The sequence below is a fragment of the Breoghania sp. L-A4 genome (assembly GCF_003432385.1).
Classification (GTDB): Bacteria; Pseudomonadota; Alphaproteobacteria; order Rhizobiales; family Stappiaceae; genus Breoghania.
The window spans coordinates 1597900-1614668 of record NZ_CP031841.1 but is presented as its reverse complement, the minus strand read 5'-3'; the positions used below and the strand labels follow the sequence as shown (position 1 = coordinate 1614668).

Annotated in this window: 15 protein-coding genes and 2 pseudogenes; 4 read left to right on the top strand and 13 right to left on the bottom strand. The window is 65.3% G+C overall.

What is annotated here, in order from left to right; genetic code table 11:
* The first annotated feature begins 37 nt into the window (after window positions 1-37).
* Together D1F64_RS07520 and D1F64_RS07515 are read left to right on the top strand one after the other, a co-directional pair.
* The gene (locus D1F64_RS07520) at window positions 38-553 is read left to right on the top strand and encodes a DUF5330 domain-containing protein (RefSeq protein ID WP_162901393.1); all 516 of its coding nucleotides are present in this window, start codon (window positions 38-40) and stop codon (window positions 551-553) included.
* Window positions 554-955: 402 nt separating this feature from the next.
* Window positions 956-1384 (top strand): SufE family protein, encoded by a 429-nt coding sequence (locus D1F64_RS07515; protein WP_117411927.1) that lies wholly within the window; start codon window positions 956-958, stop codon window positions 1382-1384.
* Here D1F64_RS07515 and D1F64_RS07510 read toward each other — a convergent pair.
* Both D1F64_RS07510 and D1F64_RS07505 read right to left on the bottom strand, forming a co-directional pair.
* Window positions 1339-2262: a DUF6456 domain-containing protein gene (locus tag D1F64_RS07510; protein WP_162901392.1), complete on the bottom strand. Its 924-nt coding sequence runs from the start codon at window positions 2260-2262 to the stop codon at window positions 1339-1341. The genes D1F64_RS07515 and D1F64_RS07510 overlap by 46 nt on opposite strands.
* Complete coding sequence (locus D1F64_RS07505; protein WP_117411925.1) at window positions 2259-2660, bottom strand: helix-turn-helix domain-containing protein; 402 nt, start codon at window positions 2658-2660, stop codon at window positions 2259-2261. The genes D1F64_RS07510 and D1F64_RS07505 overlap by 4 nt, the downstream gene beginning before the upstream one ends.
* 305 nt (window positions 2661-2965) lie before the next feature.
* Here D1F64_RS07505 and D1F64_RS07500 point away from each other — a divergent pair, with 305 nt between their 5' ends.
* Window positions 2966-3238: a hypothetical protein gene (locus tag D1F64_RS07500; RefSeq protein ID WP_117411924.1), complete on the top strand. Its 273-nt coding sequence runs from the start codon at window positions 2966-2968 to the stop codon at window positions 3236-3238.
* Between the two features lie 88 nt (window positions 3239-3326).
* Here the strand turns inward: D1F64_RS07500 and D1F64_RS07495 are convergent, their stop codons facing one another.
* From D1F64_RS07495 to D1F64_RS07460, 8 genes and pseudogenes are all read right to left on the bottom strand, one after another.
* On the bottom strand, window positions 3327-3743 hold the full coding sequence (locus D1F64_RS07495) for a MucR family transcriptional regulator (protein WP_117411923.1): 417 nt from the start codon (window positions 3741-3743) through the stop codon (window positions 3327-3329).
* Window positions 3744-4217: 474 nt separating this feature from the next.
* Complete coding sequence (mnhG, locus tag D1F64_RS07490) at window positions 4218-4568, bottom strand: monovalent cation/H(+) antiporter subunit G (protein ID WP_117411922.1); 351 nt, start codon at window positions 4566-4568, stop codon at window positions 4218-4220.
* Window positions 4565-4963, bottom strand: a complete 399-nt coding sequence (locus D1F64_RS07485) for a cation:proton antiporter (protein ID WP_117411921.1) — start codon at window positions 4961-4963, stop codon at window positions 4565-4567. Before D1F64_RS07485 ends, mnhG begins: the two co-directional genes overlap by 4 nt.
* Window positions 4960-5439 (bottom strand): Na+/H+ antiporter subunit E, encoded by a 480-nt coding sequence (locus D1F64_RS07480; protein WP_117411920.1) that lies wholly within the window; start codon window positions 5437-5439, stop codon window positions 4960-4962. Before D1F64_RS07480 ends, D1F64_RS07485 begins: the two co-directional genes overlap by 4 nt.
* A complete protein-coding gene (locus D1F64_RS07475; protein WP_117411919.1) occupies window positions 5439-7019 on the bottom strand; it encodes a Na+/H+ antiporter subunit D in 1581 nt (526 codons plus the stop codon). Before D1F64_RS07475 ends, D1F64_RS07480 begins: the two co-directional genes overlap by 1 nt.
* Before the next feature lie 2 nt (window positions 7020-7021).
* The gene (locus D1F64_RS07470; protein WP_117411918.1) at window positions 7022-7399 is read right to left on the bottom strand and encodes a Na+/H+ antiporter subunit C; all 378 of its coding nucleotides are present in this window, start codon (window positions 7397-7399) and stop codon (window positions 7022-7024) included.
* Window positions 7399-7818 (bottom strand): Na+/H+ antiporter subunit B, encoded by a 420-nt coding sequence (locus tag D1F64_RS07465; protein WP_117411917.1) that lies wholly within the window; start codon window positions 7816-7818, stop codon window positions 7399-7401. The genes D1F64_RS07470 and D1F64_RS07465 overlap by 1 nt, the downstream gene beginning before the upstream one ends.
* Window positions 7815-10212 (bottom strand): annotated as a pseudogene (locus tag D1F64_RS07460) (putative monovalent cation/H+ antiporter subunit A). The gene D1F64_RS07465 and the pseudogene D1F64_RS07460 overlap by 4 nt, the downstream one beginning before the upstream one ends.
* A gap of 427 nt (window positions 10213-10639) precedes the next feature.
* On the opposite strand from D1F64_RS07460, the pseudogene msrB reads away from it, so the two are divergent.
* A pseudogene (gene msrB / locus D1F64_RS07455) lies at window positions 10640-11070 on the top strand (peptide-methionine (R)-S-oxide reductase MsrB).
* A 543-nt stretch (window positions 11071-11613) separates the two neighbouring features.
* On the opposite strand, the gene D1F64_RS07450 reads toward msrB, so the two are convergent.
* The 3 genes from D1F64_RS07450 to D1F64_RS07440 all read right to left on the bottom strand — a co-directional run bounded on the left by D1F64_RS07450 (window position 11614) and on the right by D1F64_RS07440 (window position 16633).
* On the bottom strand, window positions 11614-13332 hold the full coding sequence (locus D1F64_RS07450) for a hypothetical protein (RefSeq protein WP_117411916.1): 1719 nt from the start codon (window positions 13330-13332) through the stop codon (window positions 11614-11616).
* A gap of 1114 nt (window positions 13333-14446) precedes the next feature.
* A complete protein-coding gene (locus tag D1F64_RS07445) occupies window positions 14447-14659 on the bottom strand; it encodes a hypothetical protein (protein WP_117411915.1) in 213 nt (70 codons plus the stop codon).
* A gap of 231 nt (window positions 14660-14890) precedes the next feature.
* Complete coding sequence (locus tag D1F64_RS07440) at window positions 14891-16633, bottom strand: GGDEF domain-containing protein (RefSeq protein WP_162901391.1); 1743 nt, start codon at window positions 16631-16633, stop codon at window positions 14891-14893.
* Between the last annotated feature and the right edge of the window lie 136 nt (window positions 16634-16769).

The window sequence follows — 16769 nt, the reverse complement described above, 5'->3', positions numbered from 1 at the left end:
TTGAACGGGATGTTTGAACGCCCTTGCTAGTGTTGCCATGAAGTCGAGCACCGCCATCAGCGAAAACGCGTGGTGCCATGCTTTGAAAAACGCAAAGGGTAGTGTCATGTTTTTTATTCTGCGAACGGCATTCTGGTTGTCACTCGTGGTCTTGCTGATCCCGGCGGACCCGGAGACGAAAGCCCAATCAAAAGAAGCGGATATCAGCTCCCTGCAGGCCATCGGCGCGGCCCAGCAGGCCTACGTCGACATGACGAGGTTCTGCGAACGCAACCCGATGACCTGTGAGACCGGCGGCGCCGCCGTGGAGATCTTCTCCGCCAAGGCCCGCACCGGAGCGCGCATGGTCTACGAGTATCTCGGGCCGGGCGACAATACCGATCGGACGCCGGTTTCCGCGAGCCGCGACATGGCTTCGGGGCCGTCCGACCGCGAGCTTTTCACCGGATCGACGGCCGCGCGGCCGTCAAACGGCCCGGCAAACGGCACGCTGACGCCGGCGGACCTGCAGCCTGAATGGACGGTGCCGGCGCCGCTGCGCAAGCCGGTCTGAACCACCGCGCCTGACCGGCTTCGGCTCCACCAAACCCTTGGCATTCCGGGTTTCTTCCCGGCCGCGCCTGCCCGATCACGAATTCAGCTTCGCGTCCCGCCCACGTGTTGACGCCGTCCGCTGCCCCTCGGGGCACTGGCGGCTTGGCAAAGGAGCGAGAACTTGGCGGCTCATGCCGCCGCAGCGCCGCAAGCGTTTCACTGCCCTTTATGCTTGCGGCGCCTTTTCTTCCTCCCCGGCGATGAAATCCCGTTTCCCCCGATTTGCCTAAGCCGTCCGGACCCTATATGTGGAACCTGGAACGCGCGGATCTCCGCTGGCCGCGACGAGGCCGTGCTCCGCACCCGCGGTCCGTGACAGACACCGGCACGACAACCATCCGCAAGGCAGACATCGGCGCGCATGACGAAAATTGACGAGATCATCGACAATTTCGAGTTCCTGGACGACTGGGAAGACCGCTACCGCTATGTGATCGAGCTGGGCAAGGACCTGCCCGAGCTGCCGGAGAACCTGCGCACCGACGCCAACAAGGTGCGCGGCTGCGTTTCCCAGGTGTGGCTCGCCACCCGTGTCGAGCCGCAAGCCGGCGCGCCGGCGCGGCTGACGTTCGAAGGCGACAGCGACGCCCACATCGTGCGCGGTCTGGTGGCGATCCTGCTGGCGCTGTATGACGGCTGCGACGCCCGGGAAATTCTTCAGGCCGACGCCGAGGCCCTGTTCCAGCGGCTGGGTCTGCGCGACCATCTGACGCCGCAGCGCTCCAACGGACTGAGCGCGATGATTCAGCGCGTGCGCGCCGATGCCGAGGCCGCGCTCGCCGCGGCCTGACGCCGATGACGCGCCGGTCCCGTCGCCTCGTCGCTGAAGCCGTAGTGCGCCGCAAGCCCCTCGAGCGCGATGGACAGAATCACCTTGGCTGACCGCGCCGGCCAGCCGCGCTGCCGCTCCACGCTCTCCAGTCCCTTCAGATGACAGCACACGTCGACGAGGACCGCGGACAGCCCCGGCCCGGTGCGATCGAGCGCCGCGCGGACCCGGGCGCGCGCGGCCAGCACCGCCTCCGTCAGATCGGCGCCGCCGCCCGCGCCGCCCGACCGCCGCCGTCCGCCCTGCCCGATCGCGCTCCAATCCGTGGTCACCCGGGCCATCATGCCGCCGCGGGTAAAATCCGCCCTCAACCGTTCGCCCGCGGCGACCTGCGCCGATGACAGCCACGGGCGGCCATCGGGCCGCTTGCGCCGCGCAAGCCACGACAGCGGGCTTTCCGCCAGGTTTATCGTCACCGGCCGATGCGCCGCCGGCGCGCCCTGCGTTTCGCCATCGAGCGCGCAGCGCGCGCGCTCCTGATGCTGGGCGCGGAACGGATCCTCCCCCTCACTCAGGGCCCGCCGCAGCCACGCCCGCCCCGGCCCGGTAACCGCCAGGGTCGCGCGCCCTTCAATCATGCCCTTCCGGGCCGCCTCCGCGTTATCCCACCGCTCAACAATGCCTTCGGACACCAGGATCCGGATGACATCCGCGGGGACGGAAACCCGTGAGCCGGCGCACATCACCGATTGCACACCGTCGTCCCCCGCCTCCCCGCAGCAGGCATTCTCCCGGCCGCGCAGCATCGCCTTCAGCAGCCGGACCGCATGCCGCCGCGTGGCCCGCCCAAGCCGGAGATCCGGCGCGGCCCGATTAGGACTTCGTCGCCGCGCGCTCAATGCGACCACTCCCAGCGCACCCGCGCGGCCGTGCGACAGGCGGCGGCCGCCCGCTCGATCGCCGTCAGCATGGCATCGAATGCCGGGTCGTCGCGCTGGTCCTCGACCCTCCGGCACGCGTGTCCGGCGGTGGTGCGGTCGCGGCCGAAGTGCCGTCCGACGCTGGTCAGCGACCAGCCGAAGACCACGTGCATGACATACATAGCCACCTGACGGGCAAGGGCGACCTCGGCGCAGGAGCGGGTCGGCGCGCGCAACGCCTCCGGCGTCACATTGAAAACGGTCGTGATGGCTGCCTCGACGAAGCCGCAATTGGCGGCATCGTGGTCATAGACCGCCGCGCCCAGGCGCCCGGCATAGCCATGATTGTCTGGATGGCTCACGCAATCGACTGTCATCCCTCACCTCCGTTGACACCCTGGCAAGCGCACGAATTGCCGAGACGATGCAGGCAGTTCGCGTGCCAGCAGCAGGAATTGGGACAACTGTGATAAAACGAAAGCGAGTGACTGGGGATAACTTTACCGACTTGGTAAATATTGCGATGAGACCAGACATGCCAACAAAGTATTTGGCTATTTATTTGATCTATTATTTATCCCCGCGCCGGAATTACGCTCCATGATGGTCGCACAAGGCAGTGGCGGCATGGCAATCGTCTGTCCCGAACGCCGCCACGGGAACGCTCGCGCGGAGCATTACGGTGGTGCCGCCAGAGACACGAATCGCGCGCCTGCGGCTGGGCAGGCTGGCCGTCCGGCGCGTCGCGGAAGTCCCGGCCGCGCCATCGGGTCCATCGGCGCTCGCCCGCCAGAAGGTGCTGGTCGACTCGCTTCGCCGCGCGCTCGAGGGAGAACGCTCACGCGGCCGCGCAGGCCATTGGAGTTTTGATGCGAACCGCTGCCTGGGGCTCGAGCGGGCCTACCGCGAGGCCTCCGACGCGCTGGACCGGCTCAACAAATCCGAGCCGCGCTGACGCTGTCCCATGTCATGGCGACGAGCCGGGAAACAAAAAAGGCCGCAGCGCTGACGCGCCGCGGCCTTTTGAACAATACGCGCTGAGCCTATTTGCTGCGGCGACGCTGCTGGCCGAGGCCCATCTTCTTGGCGAGCTCCGAACGGGCCGCCGCATAGTTCGGCGCAACCATCGGGTAATCGGTCGCAAGACCCCACTTCTCGCGATACTCTTCCGGGGTCATGTCGTAGTGCGTGCGCAAGTGGCGCTTGAGCGACTTGAACTTCTTGCCGTCCTCGAGACAGATGATGAAGTCCGGGGTGACAGAACGCTTGATCGGCACCGCCGGCTTCAGGGGCTCCGGCTCCGGCTCGACAACGGCACCGCTGGTCTTCTGAAGCGCGGTGTACACTTCATTGATCAGCGAGGAAAGATCGGTGGCAGCAACCGAATTGTTGCTCACATAGGCCGACACGATGTCCGCTGCGAGATCGATAAGGTTTGCTTCATTTGTGATTTCTGTCATAGGTCACCCGTCATGTTATCTGAATAGGCAATGATGTTTGCCTTTGCGCCTTCCATCCGTGAAGACCGAAACAACGTCAACCCGCAGGCGACGAAATATGGTTACTGGACGCCAAGACGATTCTCGATGCGATAATCTCGGATATTCCTATATACAGTGATTTGTTTAATAACAACAGAAAATATTGCTTTATTTGTGTCAAACGCTGCCACGTTGCGGCCAACTTCGTCTGACGCGCAAGAAACGGCCCCGAAATCAATCTTTTCAGGCATTATTTCTGATCATGTGAGACATGGCGTGCGCGGAGTATCCACGTTTGCCTACAGAATATCGCGCCTGTCGAAATATCGCGCAATAATTGGAACAATTCCGATACCTTGTCGGCAAAATATAGCCGGGCCCTGAAAACGGCTGCGAAAAGTGTGCATGCTCATCGTTGGAGCCCGTTTTCGCGGCACAGTTCACCGTGCGAAGTCAATCAGCCGATTGGCTCGCTTTTTTGTCGGCCATTGCATCGATTTTTGTGTCAGCGCAGGGCCTGTAACCTACCCTGTAGGCAGCGGTGGCAAGTAGATGCGAGGAGACCGGGGCCGTCAGCAAAAAGAACACAACGCCGGCGATGGCGCGCGTTACCACGTCGAGCTGACCGGAGTGGATGGCGAGCGCCAGCAGCAGCAGCCCCGAACCGAGCGTGCCGGATTTGCTGGCCGCATGCATGCGCATGTAAACGTCCTTCAGGCGCAGAATGCCGACCGAGGCCGTCAGCGCGAAGAGCGATCCGATGATCAGCAGGATGCCGACCAGCACTGCGAGAATTTCGCTCATTGACCTTCCTTCCGCAGAACATGGGCTTCGCCGGCCTCGCGGATCGGCTTCGCCTGGCCCGCCTTGCGCATTTTCGCCGTGTCTGCGGTTTCCTCGACGATCGAGGGATCGTCGGCGAGGCCGCGGTTGAGCACGAAACGGGCGAAGGCCACGGTCGCCAGAAAACCGACCAGCCCAAGGGCGATGGCGATGTCCACGTAGAGATAGAAATCCGTCTTCACGCCGATGACCGCGATGAACCCGATGCCGACAGCCACAAGCATGTCGAGACCGACGATCCGGTCCGGCAGCGTCGGACCGCGGACGATGCGAATGACGATGATGAAGAACGACAGCGACAGGATCGCCAGCGCGATCTGAACGCAGACATCGAGAAAAACCTCAGCGCCGCTCATCGGAACGCCTCCAGAATCTTGCGTTCGAACGCCTCGCGGATATCCGTGATGGTCGCTTCGGGATCCGGCACATCGATGCAATGCACATAAAGCACCTTGCGGTCCTCGGAGACATCGACGGTCAGAGTGCCCGGCGTCAGCGTGATGAGATTGGCAAGCAGCGTGATCTCGAAGTCCCGGTCCACCGTCAGCGGATAGGCAATTATGCCCGGCTGCAACGTGCTCAGATCGGGCGTGCAGACGATCTTCGCGACGCGAACGGCGGAAAGAACAAGCTCGTAGATGAAGGTCCAGACGAGAATAAAAACACGCCAGGACCGGACAAAGTAGCCGCCGGTGCCGATCTGCTCACGGATCATGTAGAGAACCGCGGCCCCGAGCACGAAGCCGAAGACCAGGCTGAGCGGCGAGAACGATCCCGTCACCGCGCCCCAGGCGGCGGCCAGCAGGATGTTGATCAGGAACAGACCCATCATCAGTGCGTCCCTCCGAATACGGACCCGATATAGGCCGTCGGGTCGATCATGCCGGCCGCGCCCGCGCCGGTGATCCGCATCAAGGGTTCAGGCGCCACGCCGATGATCACCACCAGGGCGACCAGAATGCCCAGACCCAGCCAGGCGGAGCCTGCGACAGGCACGGTCGCGGCCATCTCGGCGCTCTCGCCGTCCTCCGTGCCGCGTGGTCCGCCGCGCCAGAAGGCAAACAGCCACACCCGGCCGACGGCGATCGACGTCAGAAGCCCGGTTGCCAGAATAACACCCGCCAGCACGGTGTGGTCGGTATCCAGCGCCGCGTTGACCAGGATAACCTTCGGCCAGAAACCGGAGAACGGCGGCAATCCGGCCACCGCCAGCGACAGGATCAGGAACACTGCGGCGAAGGCCGGCGCCTTGCGGTAGAGCCCGCCGAGCAGGTCGAGATCGAACGATCCGCCCAGCCGCGCCGCCATGCCCGAGGCCAGATACAACGCCGTCATGACGATCATCGAGTGCACTGCGTAAAACAGCGCGCCGCTGATCGCCGCGCCCGTACCGATGGCGATGCCCGCCATCATCGAGCCGATGCCCGAGATGACCAGATAGCCCAGCGCCCGGCGAAGGTCGCGTTGGGCCAGCGCGCCGAGAACACCCAGCAGCATGGTGGCCACGGCCACGACGGCGATCAGGGAGCTCATCTCGGCCCTGTGCGCCGGCAGCAGCATCACCATGACGCGGATCAGCGCGTAGACGCCGACCTTGGTCAGGAGTCCGGCGAATACCGCCGACACCGCGACGCGCGGCGTGTGATAGGAGGCGGGCAGCCAGAAATTCAGCGGAAAGGCGGCCGCCTTCATGGCGAACGCCGTGAAGTACAGCGCGGCGAGCGTGGCCACCGGCGCGCTTTCGGGTAGCGCCGCCATCGATCCTGGAATATCGGCCATGTTGAGTGTGCCGACCAGCCCGTAGAGATAGCCTGTGGCGATCAGAAACAGCGTCGTGGCGATCAGATTGAGCACCGCGTATTTGACCGCGCCGTCGAGCTGCGCCTTCTCGTTGCCCAGCACCAGCATGCCGAAGGACGAGATCAACAGCACTTCGAACCAGACATAGAGATTGAAGATGTCGCCGGTCAGGAAAGCGCCGGAGACGCCGGTCATCAGGAGCATCAGAAAGGGATAGAAGCCGTAGCGCCGGGAGCGGGTATCGGAGTCGGCGATGCCGTAGATGGCGGCGGCGAGCGCGACGATGGAGGAGATCAGCGTCAGGATCGCGCCGGTGGCGTCCACCGTGAAGGCGATGCCGAACGGCGGCAGCCAGCGGCCCATCACCATGGTGATGGCGCCGTGATCCAGAACCCGGGCGAGAAGCCCGATGTTCGACAGGACCAGCAGCCCCAGCGCCAGAATGGCGAGCCGCGGCTGCGCGTCCGTGTTCCGGCGCATCATCAGGCACAGCGCGCCGCCCAGCAGCGTGATGATGATCGGCGCGATCACCAGCCAGTCGCCGTAGGCGACCGGATTGGTGATCATGGCGTGGGCGATGTCGGGCGCGTGGGCTGAGGAAGAAGCGGCCATTGTCAGTACCCCATCGGCGGCTTCACGTCGCCGGCAGGCTCCGCAACGCGCATGTCATTGGCGTCATCCGTGCCCAGTTCCTGGTAGGCGCGAAAGGCCAGCACGAGCAGAAAGGCAAAGAACGAAAACGAAATCACGATGGCCGTCAGGATCAGCGCCTGCGGCAGGGGATTGGCGGTCACCTCCACGGGCACCATGGCGCCCTCGGGAATGACGGGCGGCACCTCCCGGGTCAGCCGGCCCGCGGTGAAGATCAGCAGGTTGACCGCGTTGCCCAACAGCGCAACCCCGATCAGGATGCGGATGAGCTGGCGCGAGAGCATCAGATAGATGCTGGCGGCGAAGAAGATGCCGATGAGAACGGAGAAGCCGGCTTCCATCAGTCGTTCTCCCGCTCTTCCAGGCCCAGCGCGATCGAGGTGATCACGCCGACGACGACAAAATACACACCGATGTCGAAGAACATCGGCGTCGACAGCGCCACCTCGACGCCAAAGACGTTCGGCGTCACCCACAGTCCCGTGAGGAACGGAACCTTGAGCAGAAACGACGGCAGCCCGGCCAGCGTCGCAAGCACAAGCCCGAATCCCGAGAGAGACATCGGGTGGAACCGGATCGCCCGGCGCACCGGCGCGACGCCGCAGGCGATACCGTAGATCGCGAAGGCGGACGCCGCGATCAGCCCGCCGATGAAGCCGCCGCCGGGCTCATTGTGGCCGCGCAGCAGCACGAAGAGGGAAAACAGCACCATCAGGGCCACCAGATAGGGCGCGATGGTTCGGAAAATCAGCGTTCTCATGCGCGCGTTCCCTCCGCACCCGTACTGCCTGCGATCCGCGCATCCGCGCCGTCGCTGGCGCCGGCAGGCGCCTTGGAGCCGCGCGCGCGCACCCGGATCAGCGCCACCACGGCGAGGCCGGTTACCATCACCACGGAGATCTCGCCCAGCGTATCAAGGCCGCGGAAGTCGACGATGATCACGTTGACGATGTTGCGCCCATGCGCGATCACCCGGCTGTTGGCGGCGAAGAACTCCGACAGCCGGCCGTCGAAGGGCACCTGGGTCACCGCCAGCAGCAGCAGCGCGAAGCCGACGCCGCACGCGATCGCGATGACGCCATGGAACAGCGACTCGCCGAACGGCCGCTGATCCTGCACCGAAAGCTTCAGCCGGGTCATAACGAGCGCGAGAATGACCACCGACAGGGTCTCGACCATGAACTGGGTGAACGACAGGTCCGGCGCGCCGAACAGCAGGAAGATGACCGCGACCGCGAACCCCTGGATGCCGAGCGAGACGATGGCGATCAGCCGCGTGCGGGCCGCGAGCACGGCGATGATGCCGACGACCGCGACCGCGAGGATCGACCATTCGTAGAACAGGAAGTCCGGCACCTTGGGCATCGCCGGCCATTCGCCGTAGACGTACATCGGAACCAGCAGAACCGCGGCAACCACCAGGAAGGTGACGTTCATGTAGGTCTGCATCGTGCCGGGCTGGGCGATCCGGGTCACCGCGCCGGCGATGCGCACGATCAGGCCGATCACCTGGTCAAACCCCGGTCCGGGCCCCAGCCGATGGCGGTGAGGATGCGGGCGATGATGAAGCGCAGCCCGTCGATCTGCCAGAAGGCCACGAGCCCGAGTCCCACGGTGATCAGCGACAGGATCAGCGGCTCGGCGATGTGATCGGGGAACAGATGCAGGGTCGAGGTCACGCCGTCGCCGACGATGGCCGAGGTCATGGGACCGATCAGCGTCTCGCCGGTCCAATGGGCGACGAGCGCGGAGGCCAGGCCCAGCAGCGCCAGCGTCAGCGGTCCCAGCCACAGAAGCACGGGGCCTTCGTGCGCGTGCTTGGGGGTTTCGACCTTGGGCCCGAGGAACGGCTTGAAGGCGACGGCGAAGGCAACCGCCAGCATCAATGCGTTGCCGCCGACTGCGGTCAGCGTCACCAGCGTCTGCGCCGTCTCGGGCCCCAGGTGCCCTCATAGAGCACTTCCTTGGCGATGAACCCGATGAAGGGCGGCAGACCGGACATCGACAGCGCGGCCAGCACGGCGGCGGCGAAGGTGATCGGCATCGCCTTGCGCAATCCGCCCAGCCTGGTGATGTCGCGGGTGCCGCTCCCATGATCGATCAGGCCGGCGACCATGAACAGCGCGCCCTTGAACAGCGAATGGGCGAAGAGATAGAGCACCGCGCCCTCGATCGCCTTCTCCGCGCTGGTGCCTGTGAGCATGACCAAAAGGCCCAGCGAGGCGACGGTGGTGTAGGCGAGCATCAGCTTCAGATCGGTCTGGCGCACCGCAAGGATGGTGCCCACCAGCAGCGTCACGCCGCCGAAGACCGGCAGGATCGTCATCCAGGCGGTCGTGTCGCCGAGCACCGGATGCACGCGCATCAGCAGATAGACGCCGGCCTTCACCATGGTCGCGGAATGCAGATAGGCGGAGACCGGGGTCGGCGCCTCCATGGCGTTGGGCAGCCAGAAGTGGAACGGGAACTGTGCCGATTTGGTGAAGGCGCCGCCGAGCACCAGCAGCAGGATAGGCATGTAGAGCGCGTTGTCGCGCAGCACGTCGCCCGAGGCGAGCACCGCCGACATTTCCATCTCGCCGGTGACCGAGGCCATCAGCAGCAGACCCGCCAGCAGCGCCAGTCCGCCGCCGCCGGTGACCACCAGCGCCTGAAGCGCCGCGCGGCGCGAGGCCGTGCGCAGATGGTCGAACCCGATCAGCAGGAACGAGGTGATCGAGGTCAATTCCCAAAATATGAAAAGCGTGATCAGATTGTCCGACAGCACCACGCCGAGCATCGATCCCATGAACAGCAGGATGAACGAGAAGAATCGCCCCAGATGCTCGTGGGTCTGCAGATAGCCGCCGGAATAGAGCACGATCAGCGTGCCGATGCCGGAGATCAGCAGCGCGAACAGCATCGACAGACCGTCGACGAAGAAGCTGAAATTCACCCCGAAGGCCGGCACCCAGGAATAGCCGGCGCGCACCGTCTCGCCGTGCGAAACAGGGTCGATGAATCCCAGAAAATGTAAGAAAATCAGGGCCGGAACGGTCGCCAGGACCCAGGCGGCGTTGTGTTTGAGGTAGCGCGTCAGCACCGGGGCGACAACGGCTGCCGCAAAGGGCGCCAGCACGGCGACAACTGTTTCATCCATCCCGAAAAGCGCCATCCGCGGTCCCTGAAAGATCTTCTCGCCGGCTCGTTCGGGGAATCACGCGGGCCCCGCCCGGCCAACTTGTTATCCGATAGAAGTCATGGTGCAATATACGCCAGCGCCGCAATGTGCAAGATTGCTTGGCGCCAACCTATTGCCGGTTTTGTTAAAAAATGCTGTTGAGGACCTCCGGGACCGTATTTTCCCCGATGTGTGGCCTTTTGCGATCCCCCGCGCCGGGCGAGAGGTGCCGCAAGGCGGCGGCAATACGCCGCGGCGCCCTGGCGAGACCCGGCTCCCGCGCCGGGCCCTCAACAAATCGTGCGCCACCGCCGCTTGCGCGGGAGCCGGCATGCACGATGTATGCGGGTGCGCCGGTGCGCGCGGCCGATCCGCTCCGAACATCACGCGCGATCCGGCGCCGAGGAACGAAAGGGACGACATGAGCGACCAGAACCACGCCGCGGACACAAGATCCGGGCGGCTTGAGCTGAGCGACGCCGAGTGGGCCAAGCGCCTGACGCCCGCGCAGTATCACGTGATGCGCCAGGCCGGCACCGAGCGCCCTTCACCGGGCCGCACTGGGACCGCTTCCAGGGCGGCTCCTATTCCTGCGTGGGCTGCGGCGCGCCGCTGTTTCGCTCGGACACGAAATTCGACGCCGGCTGCGGCTGGCCCAGCTTCTTCGAGGCCGTCTCGCCGGACGCGCTCACGGAAATCACCGACAGCTCGCACGGCATGACCCGCACCGAGATCCGCTGCGCGTCCTGCGACGCCCACTTGGGCCACGTCTTCCCCGACGGCCCCCAGCCGACGGGCCTGCGCTACTGCATGAACGGAACCGCGCTGAAATTCGAGCCCGAGGATCTGTAGGGGGGAGTCGCCTTTGGGCGCCCGTTGCTGTCACCCCGGACGCAATGCGGCGCGCAGTGCCGCTTTGCAGATCCGAGGCGGGGGAGCATCCACACCCTCCGTTGTCACCCCGGGCTTGACCCGGGGCCCACTATGCCACCCGGCGACCGCTGTCGCCCGGAACGTGCCGCCAGACCGCGCCGCGCGCGCCCAAGCGCCTCGACAAGCGGAGATCAGAGCGGGTCACGGCTCTCCGCTGCGCTGCGGCCGGGATGACAATCGGGGGAGTGGCCACAGGCAACCGCCCGCCGCCGCGCTTCAACCCTCCGCGTCACCCCGGACGCAACGCGGCGCGCAGTGCCGCTTTGCAGATCCGGGGCGGGGGAGCATCCGCACCCTCCCTTGTCACCCCGGGCTTGACCCACTATGCCGCCCGGCGAACGCTGTCGCCCGGAACGTGCCGCCAGACCGCGCCGCGCGCCCGCAAGCGCCTCGACAAGCGGAGATCAGAGTGGGTCCCGGCTCTCCGCTACGCTGCGGCCGGGATGACAATCGGGGGAGTGGCTACACCCACGGAAAAAACTTCAGCCACGGCTCGATCCAGCCATAAATCTCGGGAAAGCGTGCCGCAAAATACGCCAGCAAACCTGATGCCTCGCCAATGACGCTACCAGCATAACCGGCTACTCCGATGACGACACCACGACCAGCTGCCCTCGCAATCATCTTCAACTGATGAAATGCACCTTCGACAAATTCGGCGTATACGACTTTCCCGGCCCTGCGAAGAACTGGTGCGGCTGCCTCAAACAGACGCTTCAGCGTGTTGTTGACGCTTTCCAGCAGATCGCGGGCCAACAGGCTGCGGCCCGAGGCAGTCTCTTCGGATGGCGTCTCCTGAGGCGCTGACAGTTCTCCGGCGAACTTCTCGATGACATCGGGAATGATGGCGTCCACCGGGTTGTTCGGGGTCTCGTCGCGCAGGCCGTCGGCAAAGGCTGTTCCGATTTCGGCGGCGGCCTCAATGTCGGCCTCACTGAGCGGATCGCCGCGCGCGTTCTCAAGGAACTCACGCCATTCGGGGAACTGCCGCATGATCCGGCCGAAGTGCAGCGCAAGGCCGTGGTATTGGGCGGCGAGAAAGTCCGGCCATTCGCTGGAGACGGCCTTGCCGTAGCCAATGAGGATTTCCTCATTGTGAGCGAGGGAAAACAGCACTTCCTGTGAAGGTGCAGCGGTCGGGATACTCTCGGTGACCTGCTCAAAATAATCGACAAATCGGCTATCGACATTGCCCGTATCTGTCTTCAAGACATCCAAGAAACGCTCAAAATCGCGCTTGAGCGCCGTCAGTGCGGCATCGATGCTGTCGTGGCCGGACGGCAATGTTCCAGCGGCCAACGTCAGCCGCCCGTCACGCCAGACCGGCTCAAGCGCAGCGCGTTTCTGTTCAGGGATGACCAGTTCGCTTCTTTCGCGGTCCTGCCTGCTTGCCGATTGGACCTCAGGTTCCGGAGCACCCTCGATCAACTCTCGAATCCGTGCGTTGACTGCCTTCGGTCCCTCCTCCCAGAGGTCTTCGGGCAACGTCACGCGCTCAACTTCCAGCGCCTCGACCGGTGTCTCGCCTCTCAACCGATCCTCATACCAGTCGGTCCAGACCTGCCAGTCTTCATCGAGAGGCCGCAGCTCGGATTTGAGACGCTCCCACAACCGGCGCAGCTCATCGGGCATGCCGCGCGCCGGCCAGAAGGGCGCGACGCCCAGATCGGCCGCGGACCCACCGGCTTCAATCCATTTCCGATCGGCGGCGGCGGCTCTGGCAGCGGCGGCGGCGGCGGCGGCTCTGGCGGTGCCGTAGGCGTCGGCGGCGGCGCTGACGGCATTGGCGGCGTAGGCGTCGTTTTCGGCGGCGACGGCAGAATAGGCGGCGGCCGCGGCGGCATTGGCGGCGGCGAAGGCGGCGTTGGCGGCTCTGGCGGCGGTGTAGGCGGCGTTGGAAGCGGCGGAGGCAGAGACGGTATTGGCGGTGGCGCTGGCGGCGAACTCTCTGCCATGGGCTGGATATATGGCCGCAGCCCATGGCAGAGCCATGCCACGCAACAGCGGCAAAAGGACGACTGAGCCGAACCACCCGGCGTCGTCCAACTCCTCAACTTCGAGTATGATACCCAGCAGCGGCATCACGCGTAGCGCTGCGCGGCTGGCGATGGCGAGCGAGACCTCACGCGGCTGGGTCTTCAGCCAGCGCTCAAATTCGTCGCGATCAAATTGCTCCGCCATGCCCTCCCCTGTCGGCGCAGCATAAGTGGGGGATGCGGGCAAGGGAAGCGCGGAGCAGCACCGGGTGGAGCAGCGGTTTCTCGTGGTCCGCGAGAGACTTTTCTGAATGACCGGCGGGTGCTTTGAGAACCCGGTGTCCGGGATGCTTTCACGGGTCTTGCCATCCCTCTCGCTATCACCCTTGCTGTCATCCCTGCGAAAGCAGGGACCCAGTAGCCGACGGCGCGCGTGGCTGCGCCGGGCCAGCACCACAGCGCGGTTGAACCCCTTCGGCAAGCGCCGAAAATCCGGCGATTACTGGGTCCCGGCTCTCCGCTGCGCTGCGGCCGGGATGACAATCGTGGGGGGCCAAAGGCAACCGCCCGCCGCCGCGCTTCAACCCTCCGCGTCACCCCGGACGCGATGCGGCGCGCAGTGCCGCCTTGCAGATCCGGGGCGGGGGAGCATCCGCACCCTCCCTTGTCACCCCGGGCTCGACCCGGGGCCCACTATGCCGCTCGGCGAACACGGACGCTCGATCCATGCAGCCACCGCGCCGCGCAATCTCAAACTCCTCAACAAGCGGGGGTCAGAGTGGGTCCCGGGTCTCGCGGTGCTCGCCCGGGATGACAATCGTGGGAAAGTGCCCCAAAGTGCAGATCCCCGCTGCCGGGCTTCAACCCTCCGCGTCATTCCGGACCGCGTGCACCGCAGGTGCATCGCGAGATCCGGAACCCAGGAGGGACTCGCCGAAGGCGCCGTTCGCTCACGCCAGAACAACACTCCCGACACGGACAAGGGGGTTTGACGGCGCAAGCGCCGGCTGATGTGCTGGATCCCGGATCTCGTGATGCAGCGTTGCTGCACACGGTCCGGGATGACGTGGAGAGATGAAGCCTTCCAATAGCGGTCATGGCAGGTGAGTCTGCCCACCCTCCGTTGTCACCCGGGCTTGACCCGGGCCCACACTGCCGCTCGGCGACGGCTGTCGCCCGGAACGTGCCGCCAGACCGCGCCGCGCGCGCCCAAGCGCCTCAACAAGCGGAGATCAGAGTGGGTCCCGGCTCTCCGCTGCGCTGCGGCCGGGATGACAATCGTGGAAGTGGCCTGGACGGGCAAAGGATGCGGCAACGGCTCACTCGCGCTTGGTCGCATCTCGCGTCAGGCCGTGGTGCTTGGTGGGGCCGGTGTTTTCCGGATTGACGCCGCCGAGGCGGTCGAGCGCCTGCAGGATGCGCGCGGTCAGGTCGTCGTCGCCGCCCGGCATGCCTTCTTCCGTGGCGACGGAATCCTCCGAGGCGTCGTATTCCCAGCGGCGCAGGATCTCGATGCGCTGCGCGGCGCTCAAGCCGGCATGGGTCTCGACCTCTTCGGGGTGGCGAAGACGGATGCGGGATCGCGCAGCGCCTTTTCCAAGGTGACGGGGTCCATCGTTTTCATCGCTGCGTCTCCCTGAAACACGCGCGGCGTCCGCGCGGCTGGAATCCGCGATGCACGACGGCCGGGCGCCCATGGGGAGAGTATACCCCACATCCCGGCGCGCGTTGATCCGCGTCATGTCAGATTTTCAAAGAGAGCCTCAGGCGGTCCACTGCAGGCGGGGCACGTTGGTCGAGATTTCCAGCGGCGTGTCGTCGTCCGAAGCGGCATCGTCCGCGGGTTCCGCGGCGAAGACATCCGCTGCGGGCTCCGCGTCCAGGCGCGGTCCATCGCGTTCGAAGGCCTCGCGGGCGGCGGCCTGCTGGGCGAAGACGTCCGGGCCATGATCCGGCGCGGCGGCCGCCTGGTGCGAAGGTCCAACATCCTGTGTCACCGGCGCCTGGTTGGCCCGGGTGACGAACATCACCCTTCCGTCGTCCACATCCGGCGTTCCGGCCGGCCTGGCGACGGCCTCCTCGAAGCCGATGTCGTTGGCCGCCGCCAGTTCCACGCGGTTGCGGCCGTTGCTCTTCGCCGCATAAAGCGCCGCGTCGCCGGCTTCCACAAGCGCGTTGCGCGTGCGCCCGGCGATGGGAAAGATCGCCACGCCGGCGCTGGCTGTGACGTGGACCGGCGCGCCGTCGGTGGTGGTCAGCGGCAGACGGTCGATCGCCTCGCGCATGCGCTCGGCAACCGCAAGACCGGTCTCGGAGCTCTTTTCCGGCAGGCAGATGATGAATTCCTCGCCGCCGAAGCGGGCGGAGAAATCGCCGCCGCGCAGGCAATTGCGGATGGTGTCGGCAACCGCGACCAGCACGAGATCGCCGGCGGCATGGCCGTAGGTGTCGTTGATCGACTTGAAGCGGTCGATGTCGACCATGATCACGGTTAGGTCGTGGCCCTGGGCCTCCGCCTGCTTCAGATGGCGTTCAAAGCGGGTATCGAAGCCACGCCGGTTGAGCATGCCGGTGAGCGGATCGCGTTCCGACAGGCTGGCGAGATGCAGGTGCGACTGCTCGATGTCCTGCGCCATGTCGTTGAAGGCGTCGGCCAGGTTGCCGATCTCGTCCGTGCGCTTGACGTCCGTGCGCACGGAGTAGTCGCCCTCGCGAAACCGGGTGATGGAACCCACCAGCCCATTGAGCGGATCGACCACGTAGCTCGCAAGACGCAGGTTCACATACATGATGAAGACGATCACCAAGGAGCCGATGGCCATCGACAGGCCGAGCACCCGCTGGCTGTGCGCGCTCTCGACGCCCAGCCGTTCGTTGACGGAGGTGGAAATCCGGTGGTTGAACGCCTCGATGCCGGAGACCAGATTCTGGTTCAGCCGATCGTATTCGGCGAAGGCGCGGGCGTGCTGCGGCGCGCTTGCCTGCAGGTCAGACAGCGCCGCCAGTTGACGGCCCTGCTGGCGCAGCACCAGCCACTCGCCGTAGAGCCCGTAGGTGCCCTGAAGAATCTCCGGCCAATCGGCCATCGCCCTGCGCGCGGCGATAAATCGCGCGCGCACCCGCTCCGCCGCCGCCTCGTAGGCCTGAAGCTGGCTGCGTGTGCCGGACGTCGCGAATGCGGGCGCATCGGACGCCTGACCGGGCGTCTCGTTGCTGGCCATGGCGGGAAGGCTGGTGCGATAGCCGACGAACACACGGCTGCCGTGCACAATCGCTGCGCTCTGCAGCACGGCGATTTCCAGATCGCGCATGGTATTGGTGGCGTTCACGAAACCCGGCACGGCGACCACATCGCGGCGCAGCGGCAGATAGCCCCACAGCGTGTTGAACGCGAAGACGGCGAGCAATGGCATCACGACGGCGGCGCCCGCCACGGCGAAGCTGCGGCGCAGCTTGCCATTCGCCTGATCCGCCATGGTTGCATCCGCCTTCTGAGTGTCGCGCACGTTGTGACATCCGTGAGAGTTCTTATCGGTTCACCACATAGCCGACGGGCGCCTTCAATTCCCTGAATCGCGCCTGTCAAATTTTAACGATCCCCGGAATGGGCCGCTTTCAGCGAGGCGGATGGCATCAACGGAG

Bases quoted from the DNA above. Each gene is read 5' to 3' on its own strand.
- mnhG (WP_117411922.1), bottom strand. From the start codon at position 4,568: ATGAGCGAAATTCTCGCAGTGCTGGTCGGCATCCTGCTGATCATCGGA.
- D1F64_RS07475 (WP_117411919.1), bottom strand. From the start codon at position 7,019: ATGGCCGCTTCTTCCTCAGCCCACGCGCCCGACATCGCCCACGCCATG.
- D1F64_RS07485 (WP_117411921.1), bottom strand. From the start codon at position 4,963: ATGAGCGGCGCTGAGGTTTTTCTCGATGTCTGCGTTCAGATCGCGCTG.
- D1F64_RS07470 (WP_117411918.1), bottom strand. From the start codon at position 7,399: ATGGAAGCCGGCTTCTCCGTTCTCATCGGCATCTTCTTCGCCGCCAGC.
- D1F64_RS07515 (WP_117411927.1), top strand. From the start codon at position 956: ATGACGAAAATTGACGAGATCATCGACAATTTCGAGTTCCTGGACGAC.
- D1F64_RS07505 (WP_117411925.1), bottom strand. From the start codon at position 2,660: ATGACAGTCGATTGCGTGAGCCATCCAGACAATCATGGCTATGCCGGG.
- D1F64_RS07465 (WP_117411917.1), bottom strand. From the start codon at position 7,818: ATGAGAACGCTGATTTTCCGAACCATCGCGCCCTATCTGGTGGCCCTG.
- D1F64_RS07450 (WP_117411916.1), bottom strand. From the start codon at position 13,332: ATGGCGGAGCAATTTGATCGCGACGAATTTGAGCGCTGGCTGAAGACC.
- D1F64_RS07480 (WP_117411920.1), bottom strand. From the start codon at position 5,439: ATGATGGGTCTGTTCCTGATCAACATCCTGCTGGCCGCCGCCTGGGGC.
- D1F64_RS07520 (WP_162901393.1), top strand. From the start codon at position 38: ATGAAGTCGAGCACCGCCATCAGCGAAAACGCGTGGTGCCATGCTTTG.
- D1F64_RS07495 (WP_117411923.1), bottom strand. From the start codon at position 3,743: ATGACAGAAATCACAAATGAAGCAAACCTTATCGATCTCGCAGCGGAC.